Genomic DNA, 16804 nt, shown 5'->3' on the forward strand with positions numbered 1-16804 from the left:
GTCCATATTTGATAGTTGTTTGAATTTGGTAATCGTTATACGATGTGTTTTCATTTGATTTTTTGTATATGCTCCGGAATTAATTTTCCATTACTGTCTATAATTATGTCATGGCTATGAAATAATTTAGAAATATATGCCTTAATTGGAAATTGGCTTAATAATGATCCGGGATGTGGACACAAATAGGAACCTTCTAAAGGATTTTGGCTACACCATTCTTCGACTAAGATACACGGATCCAGATGTTTATTCTTAAGTAACAACATTGCACAATCTCCAGTTATCCGTATACAGTTGTTGACTCTATTCTTGTCTTGCTCAGCGCCACTGATCAGCTCATTCTTTAGCTTGTCAAAAGATTCCAAATTCCCCACCATTGCATCCACATAATAAGGTGCCAAGTCAACAATCTTCAAATTTCCTTTTTCTAGATTTTCTTGGTAATTTGTAATTTGTGATGAGAAAGTATCCAAGTAGCCTCTATTTGTTAGACTTACAGAAGCATGGACACACATTTGACCTCGCTTTAATCCTTCATTGATATAAGTCGAAATTGCATTATCTAAGTCATATTGGTTTTCATAAATTAAGATTATATGTGAACCGGTCGGAGGATCGAGTAAAACATTCTCGTTGCTCTTTTGATATAGTGTAGGTGAAGGGTTTCCTTTTTCTAATATTTCCCCTGGTTTAGATGAGCTGTCCATATTATAATAGACATGTGGATTAGAAAAAAGCAAAAAAACTCATCAATATTTAATGGTAATTGCTATAATAATTTTGCTCTATTATGACTCAATATTCTTCAAGTACTTTCCAGATTACTAACCAAACATAAACCGTTTTACTAATTTTCCACTAAATCAATTTTTTTACCGATTCCTTCAATACCGGTTATCTCCTTTTTATCATTATTTAAATCAGGTATTATGGTCGAATACAGTCATTTACCCTTTACCTTTTGTCGCCTGAAGGCCTGAACGGGTCGATGATGGTTTCTGTTGTTGCTTTCATTTCCACCTTATCTTTATATTCATCTAAAGGTACGGGACTTTGATGAATATTCAATCATTTAACTTTTCATACCAACGGATACTTTCAATTGGTTGTCTGGTTTGCATATAGGGGAGGATGAATTGTAGATGGAAATGAAACTTGAATTGATTGCAATTCCGGTAGCAGATGTCGATCGTGCACGAGATTTTTATAAAGATAAAATAGGTTTTACTTTAGACCATGACCATACAGTGAATGAGAATCTACGTTTTGTTCAAATGACCCCTGTGGGCTCTGCCTGTTCAATTTGTTTTGGGGTCGGTATTGCGGACAATATGAAACCTGGTAGCATTAAGGGTTTACAAATGGTAGTCAAGGATGCTCAGGCCGCTCATGATGAGCTTAAAGGTCGTGGAGTAGACGTTACTGATGTTGAAACTCAGGTTTGGGGAAAGTTCATTTACTTTAATGATCCAGATGGAAACGCCTGGGCACTTCAGGAATTACCACCACGGGGCCAATTTAAGGTATAGAAATCAGAAAAATCTCTCAAGGGCCTTGAGATTAGAATTCTAATACAAGCCCTTAAAAGGAAGATTAATTGCTTTGTGGATTTGGAATCAATACCAGAATCAACTTCACTAGGAATGGCACGTTAATTTAAAACAATAATTTGACTCGATGGGTTTGCGTCCTAGTCTTTCATCCTTTAGAGGCATCCCATTCTAATCAGATTATGAACACAAAGACACTGTCATCAACACGTTTATTTATCTTTAAATTTGTGTCGTCCAAAAGCCCACTCAGGGTCTTTGGGTTTTTATGCGAGGGTGATTACGAAAATTAATAATCTATCTTGCCTTTCAACAAACCGAGTCTTTCAAGTTCATTACTCTGTGCTATGAGTAACGACATTATAGTTGACATCATCATCACTGCATCGCTTTCCGATTTAGCTCTTATCGAGTTTTGGTATTTGTGATAAGAGTCTGAAATCATTTTTAACATTAACTGTTTATCCTCTTCTGAATTCAGATTAGAAACAATTGGATCTAGTTGGTTTATAATTTTCTGATAAATTTCATCATTTTTAAGAAAGGGATCATCAGTAGAATCGATATATCGATACATAATCATTTTAAAGACGTAGGTAAGTCAAAAGGATTTACCCAAACATTACTATGATTTTCAGAATAGGTTATCTAAAATTAGAAAGATTTGGAAATATATCTTGGCTTGATCTCATATTTTTTCTCATTTTCCAACCCCGCAAGGACCTTTTACTTGGTCTATAATTACAACAAGGACAACAAGATTATATCATTTAATTAATATCTTACCATTACTGGCCCTGTTAACTTAAGCGTTTGAATTAGGGTAAATTTGAATTGTCATTGAGCCAAACTACTCACTTTCGACAAGTTTGTTTGGAGTTTATGCACGATTTGAGACATAATGTTCTGATATTATTCATCCTAATCCATATGAAATATTGGAAAACATTTGAAAAATCACGTTAAGTTAACAGGGCCCTCAAATCAGTTAAAACTTAGTCAGGACAACCAAATAGCGAGTATGAGACATAATATTTCATCTGGGACAAAATGGGAATCAGAAGTAGGTTATTCTCGATTAGTCAAGATTGGTCCACTGATATTTATATCAGGAACTACCGCAGTAGATGAAAATGGTGATATCGTAGGTGAAGGAGATCCATACAAACAGACCATATATATAATTCATAAAATAGATAAAACTTTGGAGCGAATAGGTGCAAATCTATCCTCAATTGCTAGAACTAGAATATTTACCACAAATATTGATGAATGGAGGCAAATTGGTAGAGCGCATGCTGAATATTTTAAAGATATAGGGCCTGTAACCACTATGGTAGAAGTTAAGAGTCTTCTACAACCCGAATTAATAGTCGAGGTAGAAGCCGATGCCGTTATTGTTGAATATGAGGGTAACAGGTACGGATTTTGAAAGGGCCTGCTGATTTGCTAGCTAATATTTAGAATTTGAAATCAGATCCTAATATTTGAAACATTTAATCTTAACTTTATTTTCTCTTATTTGAATAATATACTTGGTGAGGATTTGTAACTGAATTTTTATTCGTTAGAATTGATTTAAATTAATTGGAAATTATATCCCTTCATATCTAAATCCTATAATTAACGAGAATTGCTTTGTGCTTAGATAACTCATAACATCTTTACCTCCTATCAGAGGTAACAATTAACGTCGAGTCAAAATACTAAAACAATTAAAAAAATTAGGGAGGGCCACTAGTTTTGTCATTACATGCGAAATAACTGCCTTCACCGGATGATATACAGCCTTGAATAAATCCTTGGTAGTAAGCATGGGCATAATGTTCCCCATTGATGCCGCAATCATTTTGTTGGGTTTGATTGTATGTACCGCTGCTTCCAGCTTCAAAACCAGAATGGTAACATATTTGATTCTGACTATCGTTTTCATCGTCATCGTCGTCATCATTACTACTGTATGCCACATAGGTGCTGATCGACATAGGTACCATAAATGCACTTAAAAGAACCATAGCCAATACATAGAATCCTACTTTCATCTTATTGAGGTAGTTGTAACCCATCTAGTATTTAAATTAGTAGCTACTCAATTGTGGGCCGTTCCCCCAAGGGTTTTGATTCTCTAAAGTGAAATATTCCAAGCTGATGGCTAAATCCATGCCTTAACTCTTCAATTTTTCCAATCTTGAATTAGACTTAAGCTTCATGTTCTAAGCTTCATGTTCTGTATAATTCTTTCTTTTAGGATCTGTCTTATTGCAGGAATGGTCATACTGTTTCAGCCCTGTAATCTCGGCAATATATGCCGTCGTTAATGACTCTATGAATGCAATCGTTGTCTTGCCACTATCCTGACAATTCTTGTAACCTCAATTGGGATTCAATTGCTCGGTTTTAATATTATTTTTACCAACTACCACTATCTGTTTAACAAAATATCTGTCAACTAGCCATATCTTCTATGTTCATAACACCATTTCCAAGATTTGTTTGGTAACTCGATCATTACAGGGTGTTTGGTTTCTTCATAGTGTCTTCGTGCATGCAGACCGGTTGAAGAATCACAGCATCCTATATGTCCACATGTTAGACACCTTCGCAAAGCCACCCAGTATAATCCCTCACTTTTGCACTTCTTACACTCAAGTGTACTTGGAATGTCATTCTTTTTCTCTATTGAATTTTCTATATGGTCACATCCTTTAGTCATAGATTATAATGTCTGCAATTAGATTTAAGGACTAGTTTACTCTGGATTGATTCGCTAAAGGTAATAGAGATTAAATAGTATGTTTATCATGTTTTTATATTATGCCTCAAAACAATAAGAATAGCAATAATAACAGGGGTTTAGCATCAGCTAATGCAGAAACAAGAGCGAGAGTTGCTCGTGCAGGAGGAAAAGCAAAACATGATGAAAGAGGATTACAGGCTGCTAATGCAGAAACAAGAGCGAGAGTTGCTCGTGCAGGAGGAAAAGCATCGCGTAAAAATTCCTAAAAACTTATATCAAAATTGGCTTTGTATTAGCAAACTCTGATCATAATAGGGACTAACTAGTGTTATAATCATATAGCGAGCGACCTTCATAGCCTCCGTATTATAGGATAAGGTCATATTAATCGAATTCTAATCCAGAAGATTGCGAATCAATTACTCATTATGCTATGTATTATTTCATTCATCATATACTAGAGGTAGGCTAAAAGAAACAATAGCTCCCTTTTCTTCATTATCATAGCTAATTTGTGCCCAAATCTGTCCACTGTGTGTTTCAATAATGCTTTTCGCTAAATACAACCCTGGAGCAATTCATTGGCTTGACGTTGTGGGAAACTTTGAAAATGATCCTGGAAAAATATCTGGGTCTATTCCCTTTCCTCTATCCCTTTTGATATTACGGCTAGCATCATAGTCTTCATTGCTTCTTCCGGGTTTTCCTTAATATCAAATACCTTGACTTCTCTATTGTCAACAAGTATACGTTTAGAGTCTATATCATTTCTCTGAATCCTGTTGATTGAATTGGTAATGGATTTTCCATTAGAAAACTTTTTATGACATTGGTTAAAAAATTTGATATCACTTCAAATATTCTAATTTTGTCCCCATAAACAGGTATCAGGTCCTCTGATGGTTCAAAATCTATATGTTGCTATCTTTTGGTAAACTATCAGAGGAGAGTTTATTTCTGTATTCGATATAAATGTCTTTAACTACATCTTTATTTTCTCATTCAAGTTGAAATACTCTTTAAGCTCTAACTTGTAACTTTCAATTCTTGATATATCTAAAATATTACATACCAGTTTTTGAAGCCTATCTGAATTTCTCCATGTTGAAACTAGGCATGATCTGATTCCTTGTATCCGATTTTCATCCTTGGTCACATGCCAAATTCCTCATTAAACGAATTTTGCTTTTCTATTGTCGGACTGTTGAAAAAGTGATGGAAAATAAATCGTTCCCATTAACTCGAGATTCCCAGATATTGCTGGCGTTGATGTGCTTAGCTCATGTGCAGAAACAAGACTAATGTAAATTATTATACTATCGCGACTACAAATGTCCATATTTAATTTATTGGAATATCCAACTAGCAAGGTTTTGAATTTGTTCAATCAGATCAGGTGATGGTAATACAGTAACGGTAATATTGTTGGTCTTACTAATCAATTGGCTTGACGTGGTATCCGAGAGTAATTTTTTTTCCATTGTTAAGTCGAGTGTGGTTGGGAAAGTTATATTTATTGATAATGGAAGGGTATATGACTGAGGAGCAATACCAGCAGGAGCTTCAACTATGAGGCTAGATATTGCGGTATTTAGAGGCAAAATATCCACCTTGTCCTGTGCTAACTTTGTTATTAAATTATCATTTGAAATACTTCTTGATAATTCAATGGAAGCTTTGGAATTCAAGATTGTCTCAGATTGTATATATATCTGAATTGTTTTTTTCTCTCCAGGCCTCAATTCAACTGTTGTAGGTATTACATTAATTGTGAATTCAGGAGAAGGTTCAGTTTTCATCAAATTATTGCTTATATCCAAATCATAGGCAATCGGAATTATCACTTTATCAAAATAGTTTAGAAACTTCTCATTATGTGTCAACGTGTGTCCCCAAATCCCCAGGTGTACTACCTTTCCTTTTCCATAGTTCATCATATATGTTGCAACAGTGGCATTCTGATAGTTGTCTGTAAGGTTATAAGCTTCAAAATCAAGCAATATTTTGGCATCTGGATTAGTAACATATTGTTCTTCAGTGTGATTATAGTTAAAAGGATTGTTTCTAAAATATACTTTTTCCCAAGAGGGAATGTCCAAGAAATTACTACCCATCCATTCTTTATTCTCATCTAACCACCTCTCAGATGTACCATGTGTTGCAGAATTGCCATCAATTTTCCAATCATGACCATTAACCAGGGATATGCTATCTGAACTTTTATTGTAACTTACCTCTGCATACAAGACATTCGCTTCAGTAAATACTATAGTACCACCATTTGATACAAACTTTTTGAGGTTGTTGTATTCCGATTGCGTAACATATTCAGAATGAAACAAAAACAAAACATCATAAGCATTTTTCCCGTTATTTTGAAAGATATTTCCTTCATGGACATCAACATCAGTAATTTTTGATATAAAAGTAAAATCTTTTTGTAAGTGTTGTAATAAAACGTTAAAGTAATTGATATATGGTATATCATTATATTCAGGGTGTGTATAGAATGGAAATGGTCCATGTGGAATAGGTCTATCCTTTAGGAGATCAAGATCTGTTGTTATTAAGACAATACTTCGATCATCGTCCCAAAGTAAATTACTATACTTTGTATAAAAATTATAGAAAGAACCATTTTGATATGCAGCGTATGTAAAGGTAGGTTCGACTAATGCAACTCTTTCTACGGGTTTATGTGGAAGTTGACCATCAACTAGCTTGATAATATTAGCTGAAGTAGCATTAGTTTGATTTACGTTCATAGATGAGGGGCCACTAGTATTTAATTGTCCTTGGGTTTGCGCATGACCATATTGATCTACTGAAAAGGATATAGCACATAGTCCCATTAACAGTGATAGAAATAAAGAAATGAATAGTATATTCTTATTAGTTTGAGATACAAAAAACCCATTAACCTTGTACCATTCGTGTGGACACAATTATACAAAATAGATTTTATATTAAATATTTATGTATATCCACTTTCTACTCTGGCAAGAGTCTTTCCAATGGTCTCATTTCGACGGTTATCATTATAGCAGGGTACAAACCAAAAATGGTTGCTAGACCTATAGTTCCTCCAATAAACACACAGAATCGTACTGTTGCATCCAACCAATTCATCTGGCTTTTATTAAATTAACCTAAAAAGTAGTAACAGAATAGATATATACAATGATTAAGTTCTAAAAATTTTTAGTCTTAATATTTGGTAATGAAAAATTATATCATATTTAATCAATGTAATTTATAAAATTTTAGTCAAAAAATGTAAATTTGATACTAAGAATATTGAAAATGATTCAAAGATCAAACATTTTGAAAAATATTAACAGTTAATTTATCATCTATTATGATTTCAAAATATCAGTGCTCTAATCTACCTATGCCGTCTAATTATGCTTATCAATCAATGCGCTCTTGTTATGTGAATTCCCATACTAGTGGACGTCAAATAGAAATTGATATCCAATCAAGACTTTAATTTGCCATATAGATTAAGAAACACTGGTAGAGATAGTTCAGCACGAATCTTTTCCATGAAAAGAAACCTTATAATCTAGTTAAATGTCGTTAAGCAAATTCCATTTTGGTTTGCTATGAGAATTTCAACAAGGAGACAAGTTTAATCAGTTTAACGTTTTCACTCTGCTAACACCTTTTCCTAAATTTTTAAATCTTTATTGGTTAATATTTTCACTTATTATAATGCCTATATTTTTTTGATGCTCAATCAATTCTTAAATAATATTAACAGATTACTAAAACTGCCTTGACTTTGAGTCTGTAGGTATATTTTGTTGCTTGCAATTTGAAAGAAACAAAAAGAATAACAATATAAACTAAAAGAACTATGATTTATGATATGAGTCGTTACAATAGTAACTAGATTTTTCTCATGAAAAAAATTATTGTTGGGCAGCAGCATTATTGCCCGTGTTGTTTTGACTTTGTGTATTTTGGTTGTTTCCTGAACCTGATGTGCTGCCACCAGAAACTACACCACTATTCTGAGTAGAGGATTGTGATTGACCTATACCTTGACTGGCTTGGTTACCACCACCACTACCGCTACCGCTACCGCCTTGTTGTCCGACTGCGTTACTTCCGGTATTTGTTTGACTTTGTGTATTTTGGTTGTTTCCTGAATCATTGGTATTTCCACCAGAAACTACACCGCTATTCTGAGTAGAGGATTGTGATTGACCTATACCTTGACTGGCTTGGTTACCACCACCACTACCGCTACCGCTACCGCCGCCACCGCTTTGGGCTGCTGCGTTATTACCTGTATTTGTTTGACTTTGTGTATTTTGGTTGTTTCCTGAACCTGAAGTATTTCCACCAGAAACTACACCGCTATTCTGAGTAGAGGATTGTGATTGACCTATACCTTGACTGGCTTGGTTACCACCACCGCTACCGCCGCCGCCTTGTTGTCCGACTGCGTTACTTCCGGTATTATTCTGGGTTTGTGTATTTTGGTTGTTTCCTGAACCTGATGTGCTGCCACCAGAAACTACACCACTATTCTGAGTAGAGGATTGTGATTGACCTATACCTTGACTGGCTTGGTTACCACCACCACTACCGCTACCGCTACCGCCGCCACCGCTTTGGGCTGCTGCGTTACTTACCTGTATTTGTTTGACTTTGTGTATTTTGGTTGTTTCCTGAACCTGATGTGCTGCCACCAGAAACTACACCACTATTCTGAGTAGAGGATTGTGATTGACCAATTGCTTGATTTGCAATATTGGCACCGCTACCTTGTCCTCCTTGTTGTGCTAATGCATTGTTTCCACTATTTGCTTGGTTTTGAGCATTCAAATTATTACATGATACAAATGTTCCTGTTCCAGAAACACACAATGCATTTTGATTTGATGATTGTGATTGACCTATACCCTGATTAGCTGTGTTGCCCCCGTCATCATCGTCATCATCGTCATCATTGCCACCGCTTTGGGCTGCTGCGTTATTACCTGTGTTTGCTTGGTTTTGAGCATTCAAATTATTACATGAAAAAAGAGTACCATCGCCAGAAACGCATACACCCAATTGTGTAGATGATTGTGATTGACCTATACCCTGATTAGCTGTGTTGGTTGATGCAAACGTATTCATAGTTATTGAGGTTGGACCCAAAAATAGTATAAACGAGATCGCCAAGACTGTTGACGCAATTATTGCTTTATTTACATTGATGATATTTTTCATCAACTTTGAAGTATTCATAAAAGTATATAAACTGAATTCTATGTTTTTCAGACATAATATTGTACAATGATTTTTATATATACAAATTATACAAAAAATATTATCATTTGTTTATCACCTAATTTTTTTAAAAAGATTATTTTGGATTTTCCTCTTGTTTATTGCTTCTATTCATATAAGCGGGTCTCTTCAGTTTAATATTTCTAAACCTGTCCATTCTTGAAGTTACCTTAGTTTCTGAAGCTGAATAAGGGTGTGGAATTACTACGACTCTTTCAATGGATGGAAATTGAGAACTGATTACTAGCTGAATTTTTAAAGATAACATTTCCACTTCTTCAAGTGATTCCTTGCCATCAACTGCTATATGTATTTCAGCTTGATCAATCATACCAGAAGAACGAAGTAAAACATCTCTAACAACGATTTTTTCGTCACTAAATTGCTCTGATATAATATTCTTGATAACTACTGTAAGTTTTGGATTTTGCCAGGAGTCTATTAGTATCAACGATGATTTTTTTAGAGATAAATAGGAGACAGAAAAAATATAACACGCTATAATCATCCCACCTATTCCATCCATCTGTACAAATCCAAACTGTGTTGCAACAAGTATACTGAAAAATCCTATTACAGATGCCGATCCGTCTTTGATTGAATTTCTTGCATCGGTCTTAAGTGAAAGTAGATTGTACTTGTTAGCAATAATGCGCATCTGAAATGCTCTGTGCAGAGATAATGCACTTGCTCCTGCCAATACTGCCATGACAAGGTAAGGATGTTTAATTTCATGAGGGTGAATTAATGCTTGATAAGAATTGTAAAATATGATCACACCAATTACTATCATTCCAATTGCAGCTATTAGTGCTGAAAAACTTTCAACTTTGTGATATCCAAAATGAAACTTCTTATCGGCCGGTCTGTGTGCAATTCTCAAACCTAGTAATACTATAAAGGAAATGGCTGCATCAGATATTGAGTCAATACCATCGGCAGTTGCAACAACACTACCGCTAAAAATACCGGTTATTATCTCAACAATACCTATAGCCAATAAAGTTACAACGGAAATCTTTGCAATTCTTTTTCCCGCAATTATGCCTTCTTGGACTAAATTGGGCGATTGCTGTGGCCTATTGGTACCGCCTTTGATTAAATTTTCTTTTAGTTCCGCAAGATCATCAGTAGATTTATTTTCTTTCTTGTCTTCTAAATCGTCCAAATTAATAAATTGTTATTATTTCATTATAACACTATTTAAAATTTGCTAGCTCACAACTCTTTATAAAAAAAATTGCTAAATATTTGATTGGAATGTTTATATAATTCATAAAATAATTGAAAAATTAAATTAATTTGAATATTCTCAAATAATTGAATAATGATTCTGTTCTTTCGTTTATTTCAGTACCTTTATTTCGGAAAAATTCCATTGGGAGTTGTGGTAGCAGAACAATTTGTGTCGATATCAATTTCCTTAGTTTAACGTAATGGGATCAGCCGGATTTGAACCGACGACCTCCAGCGCCCGAGGCTGGCATCCTACCAAGCTAGACTATGATCCCTCCTTCTTTATTTCAGAATATCATATGATCCTATATTTATTATGTCTCGGTCAATCGATCTTGCTTTCCGCTGAATGAGAGTCAATACTCATGACTATACAAAATCAATATCTATCTCATCTCTGCATGTGGTTAATAGTTTATCATCAAAAGGAGTAGCAGACCGACCGAACATAGTGTCCCTGCAATCCTTTAGTATTCCATTTTCTAAAAGTTTGAATGCAATAGCATAACTAATAGGGAAAGCACCTGTCGCACCTGGTGAATTATAATTAAGTATGTGCAAAATGTTATCTCGCATAATGAAAATCGGGTTTGGTACAAAACAGCCGTCTTTGTCTATCAAAACTGATCTGATTCCAGCAGTACCACGAATTCTAAACTCTTTCGGATCAATAGAAGGAAGAAATCTTTTGACCCTATTAATCATGTATCTTTTGGAAATACTACTAAATGCCTCCTTAGAAATTAGATCTAGCAATTCCTTTCTAAGTAGTGTCTTGTGTATCCGATGACCTTTTTTGGTCATCAATCGATATATCTTAGGAAGTAACTCTCTTGCATTGTCAAAATTGTTGTATCCATAAGGTGTAAAAACTGGACACGCATTAGGCCCTATTTCTCTTGTGCCACTAGCCCTAATTATCCAATGTGGATCTAAAAAAGGGAATTGCTGGAATTGAGGTACAGAATAAATACTATGACTAGTCAAGCTATCGTATTTTGGGGGGGCAATCCAGTATTCTCCCCTAAAGAAAAGATCCTGATATGGATTCTCCAAGTGTAAACTGTTTAAAATATTAATTGAATTGCTACCGGAGGCATTTATTAAAAAGTTACAATCAATTTCTTTTTTCGTTCTTTGGGAAGAATCAATATATTCTACTATTATAGATCGACTTGAAGGAGCATTGTTTTTTATGCGAGTGACCTTTGAACATGTAACGATTTTTACTAGTTTATTATTGTTTGATATTTGCTCGGCCAGCGTTTGTGTAATTCGACCGTAGTTCACAGATGCATCCTTATTACACAAAATGGCCGCTTGACATTTTAGATTGGGTTCAATTCTAGATACTTCCCTTTCGTTTAGAATTTTTATTTCAGAGTCACTAAGACCATTTTTTAAACCCCATTCAAAGTGCATTAAGAGAGTTTTTTCAGATTGAGTATCAATTGCAACTTCCATAACTCCATCTTCAACAAACAAGAGATCGTTAGAATGACAGTATTTTTTCCAAAAATCATATCCATATAAGGCGGCTTTGGCCCAAATTTTTTTCTTTTCGGGATTATAAATAAATGGCGCATGTACTTTACCTGTGTTTCTCGAACTTGTATGCAACCCTGGTTTATCTTCCTGTTCTATGATGGTAACCTTTGAACTAGATATTGAAGAGATTGCAAAAGCTAGTGTGGTTCCAAGAATCCCAGCTCCTATGATTACAATGTGATCGTTATTGTTAATTGTCAGACACTTTTTCCAAAGTCTAAAAAGTTATCACTATACTCCAGTCATTGTTACCTTACCCATCATCAACGATTGGTTAATTTCACTTATTTCATGACTCTTATGCTTTCTTCGTTCAATAACATACCCCGATTTGGAGTGATAATAAATTATCATGTCGGTAGGATAGAATGAAATAATGGAATGATTATCTGAATCAGACGCAAGGTGTCTCAGATGAATGTTCTCCCATTCAAAGAGCTTATCTATATCACCATCAAAATGAAAGTTACTTCCGCAACTACATTCTACATTTCTCCAACTTTCTTTGATATTTCTAAGCCATCTATCTTTTTTTAATCCTGTTCTTTCCGTATCTTCAGGTCTCTTCTTCAGATCGGATTCAATGCCATTTTTGGATGATTGCAATTCTTAAATCCCGGCGCCCCAAGCCATATATAGGATCCTTTTGTTTTAAATCTGTTACTTTTCTTTTTTATGACTCGGGGCAAATCAACCGACCTATTGCCGCTTTATTTGGCAAGTCTGATACTTTAGGTGATCAGGATTTTTTTAAAAGCAGATAAACAGGGGGTAATATGCATTACCTTCTAAAATCGATTTTAGCATTTGAATAATCTAGACTATTCCATTCGATATTGAAACCCAAGAAAGTAAGCAATTCTATGTGTATTCTTTCCGGCAATCCCTTTGAAATCATTAAATCACAGGCTTCTCCAACCGTCTTCTTCCTTTTGATGTCATCTATAATCTCTTTTGTAAATTCCTCTTTAAGCAAGAGATCATTTATCATTAGGAGTTTATTTTTGATCAGTTCGTCGCCAAACTGTTTCTTAAATTTAAAATTCTTATCGATTAAATCTACAAGTTTAATTTTCAAAAACTTGTTATCTGAGTGTTCTTTTTTTAAATAATTCTTCTAGATCGCTTAATGATGTGATATTCTTATCAGAAGTGCTAAATTTTTCCAAGAACTTTACAACATTTTGAATCAGTATACTTTGACTCGATTCATCTAAAAGCTCATCATTTATGTAATAATTATCAATATTTTTCAAAAATGAAATAATGTCTTTAAAAAAAATTTTGTCCCTTTTATATGAAGTTATTAATACATTACTATTTCCTTTAACTTGAGATATTTTCTGACTATCATTAATTTCGTAAGACATTAGGTTTTCATGATTAATAACAAGGATCATGTAAAAATTCTCCTCTTTATTTTTATTTTTTACTACATCGTAAATTTTTGATAATTTCCTTTCGAGGTATTCTTTTGTCCAGAAACCAATGATTTCCACAATCACTTTATAGTTGTATTTAGAGAACAAAAAGTCAGGAATAAATGCCGTTTTTTGTCCTGTTACAAGAGGTTCTGGTTCTCTTTCGATTGTCCAACCCGTATTAAACAACTCAAATTGTTCTTGAAATATGCTTTCTATCCTGCTATCAAAAAGGATTCTCGAATTAGTACCAGATGTACTCGTATCGGTCATTATTTTGCCTAAAAATTCTCTATTCAAGTCCTGATCATCGTATTTTTTACTCGAATTTGCCTTATTCAAGACAGGGTTTTGAGCTGATAAATTATATGCAGGCACAAACGAGTTTTCATAAATATTAAGATCTGTATGCGCTGGAATAGATTCTGGGTACGCATTTTGGGTAATTTCAAATTCATAAACAATTTTTTTTCCACCATGTGTTATTCTTAAGATATCTGCATTTATATCCCATCTATCGGCCGTCATTATAATTGGGAATAATTTCGCAATAGCAGTTCCATATCTGTCAGTAAGTTTTAAAACATTTAGAGCACCTTCAATTATACATACAATTCTTTTTTTCTTGGTTAGTTTGTTATTAGATTCTTCATAATCTTCTTGTCGTGATCCTTCCACTTCTAACCAGTACATCAACCCGAGTCTCTTAACTTCTCTCAATACCTTTTTCCATATCGTACCTGCATTTGAGGCAACATCTAATACCAATTTCATCTTCAGACACCCAAATAATAAAGTCTGAATGAGAGAAATGTTATACATTAAGAGTAACTTAACTTCTGTGATAGGTACAAATACCTTGATTACTGAATTTTCATCCTGATCTGACCACATCATTTTTGATAGCATATCAGGTGAAGTTTTTAGGTTATCAGATATATTTTCTAATAGTACTTTTCGTCTATTCTCATTTATTGCAATGCCTTTTGAAGCGGATTCATCAAATACTATTCTTCTTATCTCTGATGCTGTTAGGTTCTTCATCAAGCCTCTTGTATCCTTGATATTGTGTATGGGATCATTTTTAGTACTTTCTTTCGCTTTCAATCGCGGTTGTGAAAATGATTCAAATACACATCTTCTTTCTAAAATTGTTGCAAGCCCTCTGACAAGCTTGTAATCTTTATAAGTGATCTCTAAATCCTTGAGTGATTGATCCAACTTCTCCTTGGCTAGTTTATGGTGATAGCAGTAATCAAAAACTTGGATTATATGCGATGCTAATTCCAAATCCTTTGAGTTCTGTGCGATGGAACACATTACTGGATATATTCTGTGATTCTTGTTGTCTAGTCTATATCTCAGCAAATCGTTTGGGATCAATTTTGCAATTTAACACCTTGGGTTCCTATTTAATAAATCTCCAAAAAAACATTATTTTTCTTTCCTTGATGTATTACTTTATCACGTAATAATCATTTAATCCTTTTTGTATTTATTAGCGTTGTACCTTTCTTATTCCTTTGTTTCTCTTGCTGCTGGTAAAAACTTCACTAGTATCTGAAGAAATTATTTCAATAAGATTAGCTAAATTATCAATATCCTGTTTAGGTCTTAACAATCTTCCAAGTCTTTGAATGAATTCTCTTTTACTACCTGTTCCACTTAATATTATTCCCATATTAGCATCAGGTACATCTGTTCCTTCATCGAGAACCTTTGTTGTAACGATTACTCTATATTGACCTTTCTTAAATTTATCTAGGATTTCTTTTCTCTCCTCATTCTTGGTTTTATGTGTAATAACAGGTATCAGAAATCTGTTAGAAATACTGTAGGCCAACTTTGTATGAACTGTGAATATGATAATCTTTTCTGATAGGTGATTTTCTAGGATTTTCTCAAGCTCTATTATTTTGGCTTGACTATTAAGTGCAATGTCTAAAGCTTCGTTTCTCAGAAGTAGTGCTTTTCTGAGGTTGACATTGGTTGCAGATAAAATGATGAGTTTCTCCAATCTTGTGGGATAGTAAATTTTTGATTCTTTTAATAATTGCTTGTATTCATAAAGAGTTCTATTGTAACGAACCATTTCATGTGGTAACATATTGACTTTGATCTTGTTCAATTTGAATTTTGCCAAATGCTTTTGCTGTGATAATTCGTAAAAGTCTTTTTTAAACACTATGTTACCAACTAGTTTATATATATTGACATGTTTGTTGTCCTCCCTCTCTATCGTTGCGGTCAAGCCCAAACGAAAAGGAGAGATAAATTGTTCCCCGATTAAAGAGTATTTGTCAGACCCAAGGTGATGTACTTCATCAAATATTACAAACTCAAATTTGTTACCCAGATAAGACGATTTTAAATATGCTGAATCATATGTCGTAATAGTAATGCTCTTGATTTCTTCATAACCTCCTCCCAATTTTCCAACATGACCTTTGTCTCTTAGCATGATCGATACCGCTTCAAACCATTGTTCCATCAAATTTAGGGTGGGAACAATTATCAGTGTTGAAGTATTTGCCTTAAGAATGGCATGTAATGCGATTATAGTTTTTCCAGCACCGGTAGGAAGTACAATACAACCCTTCATATCGTTTATGGCCCATTTCGTTAAGGCTTGGCTTTGATAGTCTCTCAGCTTTACTACATTATCGGTGTGAAATTGATTTTTTTGAAGAGGTACTACGTAGTTAGCTACTCTGTCTTCGTATTCAATTTTGTTTTTTCTAAAAAAATTCTTAATATTTGAATAGTCAAGACCTAAGGCTCGGTGCCTATTAATTCTGGGATCAAATACAGAATAAGGACTATGGAAGGTGCCCTCTATTAAAATAGTGCCCTTATCAAACAATAATTTCGTAGCATTTCTGTTTTTATATATAAATCATAGATGCATTTTTTTATTTAAATATATCATCGAAATAAAAGTCATGATTTTGATCCATCTTTAAGAAATCAATTTTTATGACTGATAAACCCAAAAAGTACCAGTATTTGGATTGTAAATCTAT

18 protein-coding genes and 1 tRNA gene are annotated in these 16804 nt (G+C 34.0%); 4 read left to right on the plus strand and 15 right to left on the minus strand.

Annotated elements, in window-relative coordinates:
- Nucleotides 1-50 precede the first annotated feature (50 nt).
- Nucleotides 51-710, minus strand: a complete 660-nt coding sequence (locus ACMT7R_RS08920; protein WP_415311298.1) for an MEDS domain-containing protein — start codon at nt 708-710, stop codon at nt 51-53.
- 435 nt (nt 711-1145) lie between these two features.
- Between ACMT7R_RS08920 and ACMT7R_RS08925 the strand changes: the two genes are divergently transcribed.
- Nucleotides 1146-1532, plus strand: a complete 387-nt coding sequence (locus tag ACMT7R_RS08925) for a glyoxalase superfamily protein (RefSeq protein ID WP_415311299.1) — start codon at nt 1146-1148, stop codon at nt 1530-1532.
- 310 nt (nt 1533-1842) lie between these two features.
- On the opposite strand, the gene ACMT7R_RS08930 is transcribed toward ACMT7R_RS08925, so the two are convergent.
- Nucleotides 1843-2136, minus strand: a complete 294-nt coding sequence (locus tag ACMT7R_RS08930) for a hypothetical protein (RefSeq protein ID WP_415311300.1) — start codon at nt 2134-2136, stop codon at nt 1843-1845.
- Nucleotides 2137-2502: 366 nt separating this feature from the next.
- On the opposite strand from ACMT7R_RS08930, the gene ACMT7R_RS08935 reads away from it, so the two are divergent.
- Entirely contained in the window at nt 2503-2985 is a 483-nt protein-coding gene (locus ACMT7R_RS08935; protein WP_415311301.1) for a RidA family protein, read from the plus strand.
- A 292-nt stretch (nt 2986-3277) separates the two neighbouring features.
- Here ACMT7R_RS08935 and ACMT7R_RS08940 read toward each other — a convergent pair whose 3' ends face one another.
- Both ACMT7R_RS08940 and ACMT7R_RS08945 read right to left on the minus strand, forming a co-directional pair.
- Complete coding sequence (locus ACMT7R_RS08940; protein ID WP_415311303.1) at nt 3278-3595, minus strand: hypothetical protein; 318 nt, start codon at nt 3593-3595, stop codon at nt 3278-3280.
- A 407-nt stretch (nt 3596-4002) separates the two neighbouring features.
- Nucleotides 4003-4266 (minus strand): UBP-type zinc finger domain-containing protein, encoded by a 264-nt coding sequence (locus tag ACMT7R_RS08945; protein ID WP_415311305.1) that lies wholly within the window; start codon nt 4264-4266, stop codon nt 4003-4005.
- Nucleotides 4267-4367: 101 nt separating this feature from the next.
- Here ACMT7R_RS08945 and ACMT7R_RS08950 point away from each other — a divergent pair, with 101 nt between their 5' ends.
- On the plus strand, nt 4368-4556 hold the full coding sequence (locus tag ACMT7R_RS08950; RefSeq protein ID WP_415311307.1) for a hypothetical protein: 189 nt from the start codon (nt 4368-4370) through the stop codon (nt 4554-4556).
- A 280-nt stretch (nt 4557-4836) separates the two neighbouring features.
- Complete coding sequence (locus tag ACMT7R_RS08955; protein WP_415311309.1) at nt 4837-4971, plus strand: hypothetical protein; 135 nt, start codon at nt 4837-4839, stop codon at nt 4969-4971.
- Between the two features lie 301 nt (nt 4972-5272).
- Here ACMT7R_RS08955 and ACMT7R_RS08960 read toward each other — a convergent pair whose 3' ends face one another.
- The 11 genes from ACMT7R_RS08960 to ACMT7R_RS09010 form a co-directional block, all read right to left on the minus strand.
- Nucleotides 5273-5446 carry a hypothetical protein gene (locus ACMT7R_RS08960; protein ID WP_415311311.1) on the minus strand — a complete coding sequence of 58 codons (174 nt, stop codon included), beginning with the start codon at nt 5444-5446 and terminating at the stop codon, nt 5273-5275.
- Nucleotides 5447-5636: 190 nt separating this feature from the next.
- On the minus strand, nt 5637-7142 hold the full coding sequence (locus ACMT7R_RS08965) for a N,N-dimethylformamidase beta subunit family domain-containing protein (protein ID WP_415311313.1): 1506 nt from the start codon (nt 7140-7142) through the stop codon (nt 5637-5639).
- A 1062-nt stretch (nt 7143-8204) separates the two neighbouring features.
- Entirely contained in the window at nt 8205-8990 is a 786-nt protein-coding gene (locus ACMT7R_RS08970; protein WP_415311315.1) for a hypothetical protein, read from the minus strand.
- Nucleotides 8926-9516, minus strand: a complete 591-nt coding sequence (locus tag ACMT7R_RS08975; protein ID WP_415311317.1) for a hypothetical protein — start codon at nt 9514-9516, stop codon at nt 8926-8928. Before ACMT7R_RS08975 ends, ACMT7R_RS08970 begins: the two co-directional genes overlap by 65 nt.
- 136 nt (nt 9517-9652) lie before the next feature.
- On the minus strand, nt 9653-10744 hold the full coding sequence (locus ACMT7R_RS08980) for a cation diffusion facilitator family transporter (RefSeq protein WP_415311319.1): 1092 nt from the start codon (nt 10742-10744) through the stop codon (nt 9653-9655).
- A 269-nt stretch (nt 10745-11013) separates the two neighbouring features.
- Nucleotides 11014-11087 (minus strand) — tRNA-Pro (locus ACMT7R_RS08985).
- A gap of 94 nt (nt 11088-11181) precedes the next feature.
- Entirely contained in the window at nt 11182-12561 is a 1380-nt protein-coding gene (locus ACMT7R_RS08990; RefSeq protein WP_415311674.1) for an NAD(P)/FAD-dependent oxidoreductase, read from the minus strand.
- A 30-nt stretch (nt 12562-12591) separates the two neighbouring features.
- Nucleotides 12592-12966 (minus strand): hypothetical protein, encoded by a 375-nt coding sequence (locus ACMT7R_RS08995; protein ID WP_415311321.1) that lies wholly within the window; start codon nt 12964-12966, stop codon nt 12592-12594.
- A 175-nt stretch (nt 12967-13141) separates the two neighbouring features.
- Nucleotides 13142-13438, minus strand: a complete 297-nt coding sequence (locus ACMT7R_RS09000) for a hypothetical protein (protein ID WP_415311322.1) — start codon at nt 13436-13438, stop codon at nt 13142-13144.
- A 7-nt stretch (nt 13439-13445) separates the two neighbouring features.
- Nucleotides 13446-15164, minus strand: coding sequence for a DUF790 family protein (locus ACMT7R_RS09005; protein WP_415311324.1), 1719 nt, complete (start codon nt 15162-15164; stop codon nt 13446-13448).
- 115 nt (nt 15165-15279) lie between these two features.
- Nucleotides 15280-16644, minus strand: coding sequence for a DEAD/DEAH box helicase family protein (locus ACMT7R_RS09010; RefSeq protein ID WP_415311326.1), 1365 nt, complete (start codon nt 16642-16644; stop codon nt 15280-15282).
- Nucleotides 16645-16804: the final 160 nt, after the last annotated feature.

The organism is Candidatus Nitrosocosmicus sp. FF01 (assembly GCF_047711275.1).
In the GTDB taxonomy this organism is placed as follows: Archaea; Thermoproteota; Nitrososphaeria; order Nitrososphaerales; family Nitrososphaeraceae; genus Nitrosocosmicus.

Bases quoted from the DNA above. Each gene is read 5' to 3' on its own strand.
- ACMT7R_RS08920 (WP_415311298.1), bottom strand. From the start codon at position 710: ATGGACAGCTCATCTAAACCAGGGGAAATATTAGAAAAAGGAAACCCT.
- ACMT7R_RS08925 (WP_415311299.1), top strand. From the start codon at position 1,146: ATGGAAATGAAACTTGAATTGATTGCAATTCCGGTAGCAGATGTCGAT.
- ACMT7R_RS08930 (WP_415311300.1), bottom strand. From the start codon at position 2,136: ATGATTATGTATCGATATATCGATTCTACTGATGATCCCTTTCTTAAA.
- ACMT7R_RS08940 (WP_415311303.1), bottom strand. From the start codon at position 3,595: ATGAAAGTAGGATTCTATGTATTGGCTATGGTTCTTTTAAGTGCATTT.
- ACMT7R_RS08945 (WP_415311305.1), bottom strand. From the start codon at position 4,266: ATGACTAAAGGATGTGACCATATAGAAAATTCAATAGAGAAAAAGAAT.
- ACMT7R_RS08950 (WP_415311307.1), top strand. From the start codon at position 4,368: ATGCCTCAAAACAATAAGAATAGCAATAATAACAGGGGTTTAGCATCA.
- ACMT7R_RS08955 (WP_415311309.1), top strand. From the start codon at position 4,837: ATGCTTTTCGCTAAATACAACCCTGGAGCAATTCATTGGCTTGACGTT.
- ACMT7R_RS08965 (WP_415311313.1), bottom strand. From the start codon at position 7,142: ATGGGACTATGTGCTATATCCTTTTCAGTAGATCAATATGGTCATGCG.
- ACMT7R_RS08975 (WP_415311317.1), bottom strand. From the start codon at position 9,516: ATGAAAAATATCATCAATGTAAATAAAGCAATAATTGCGTCAACAGTC.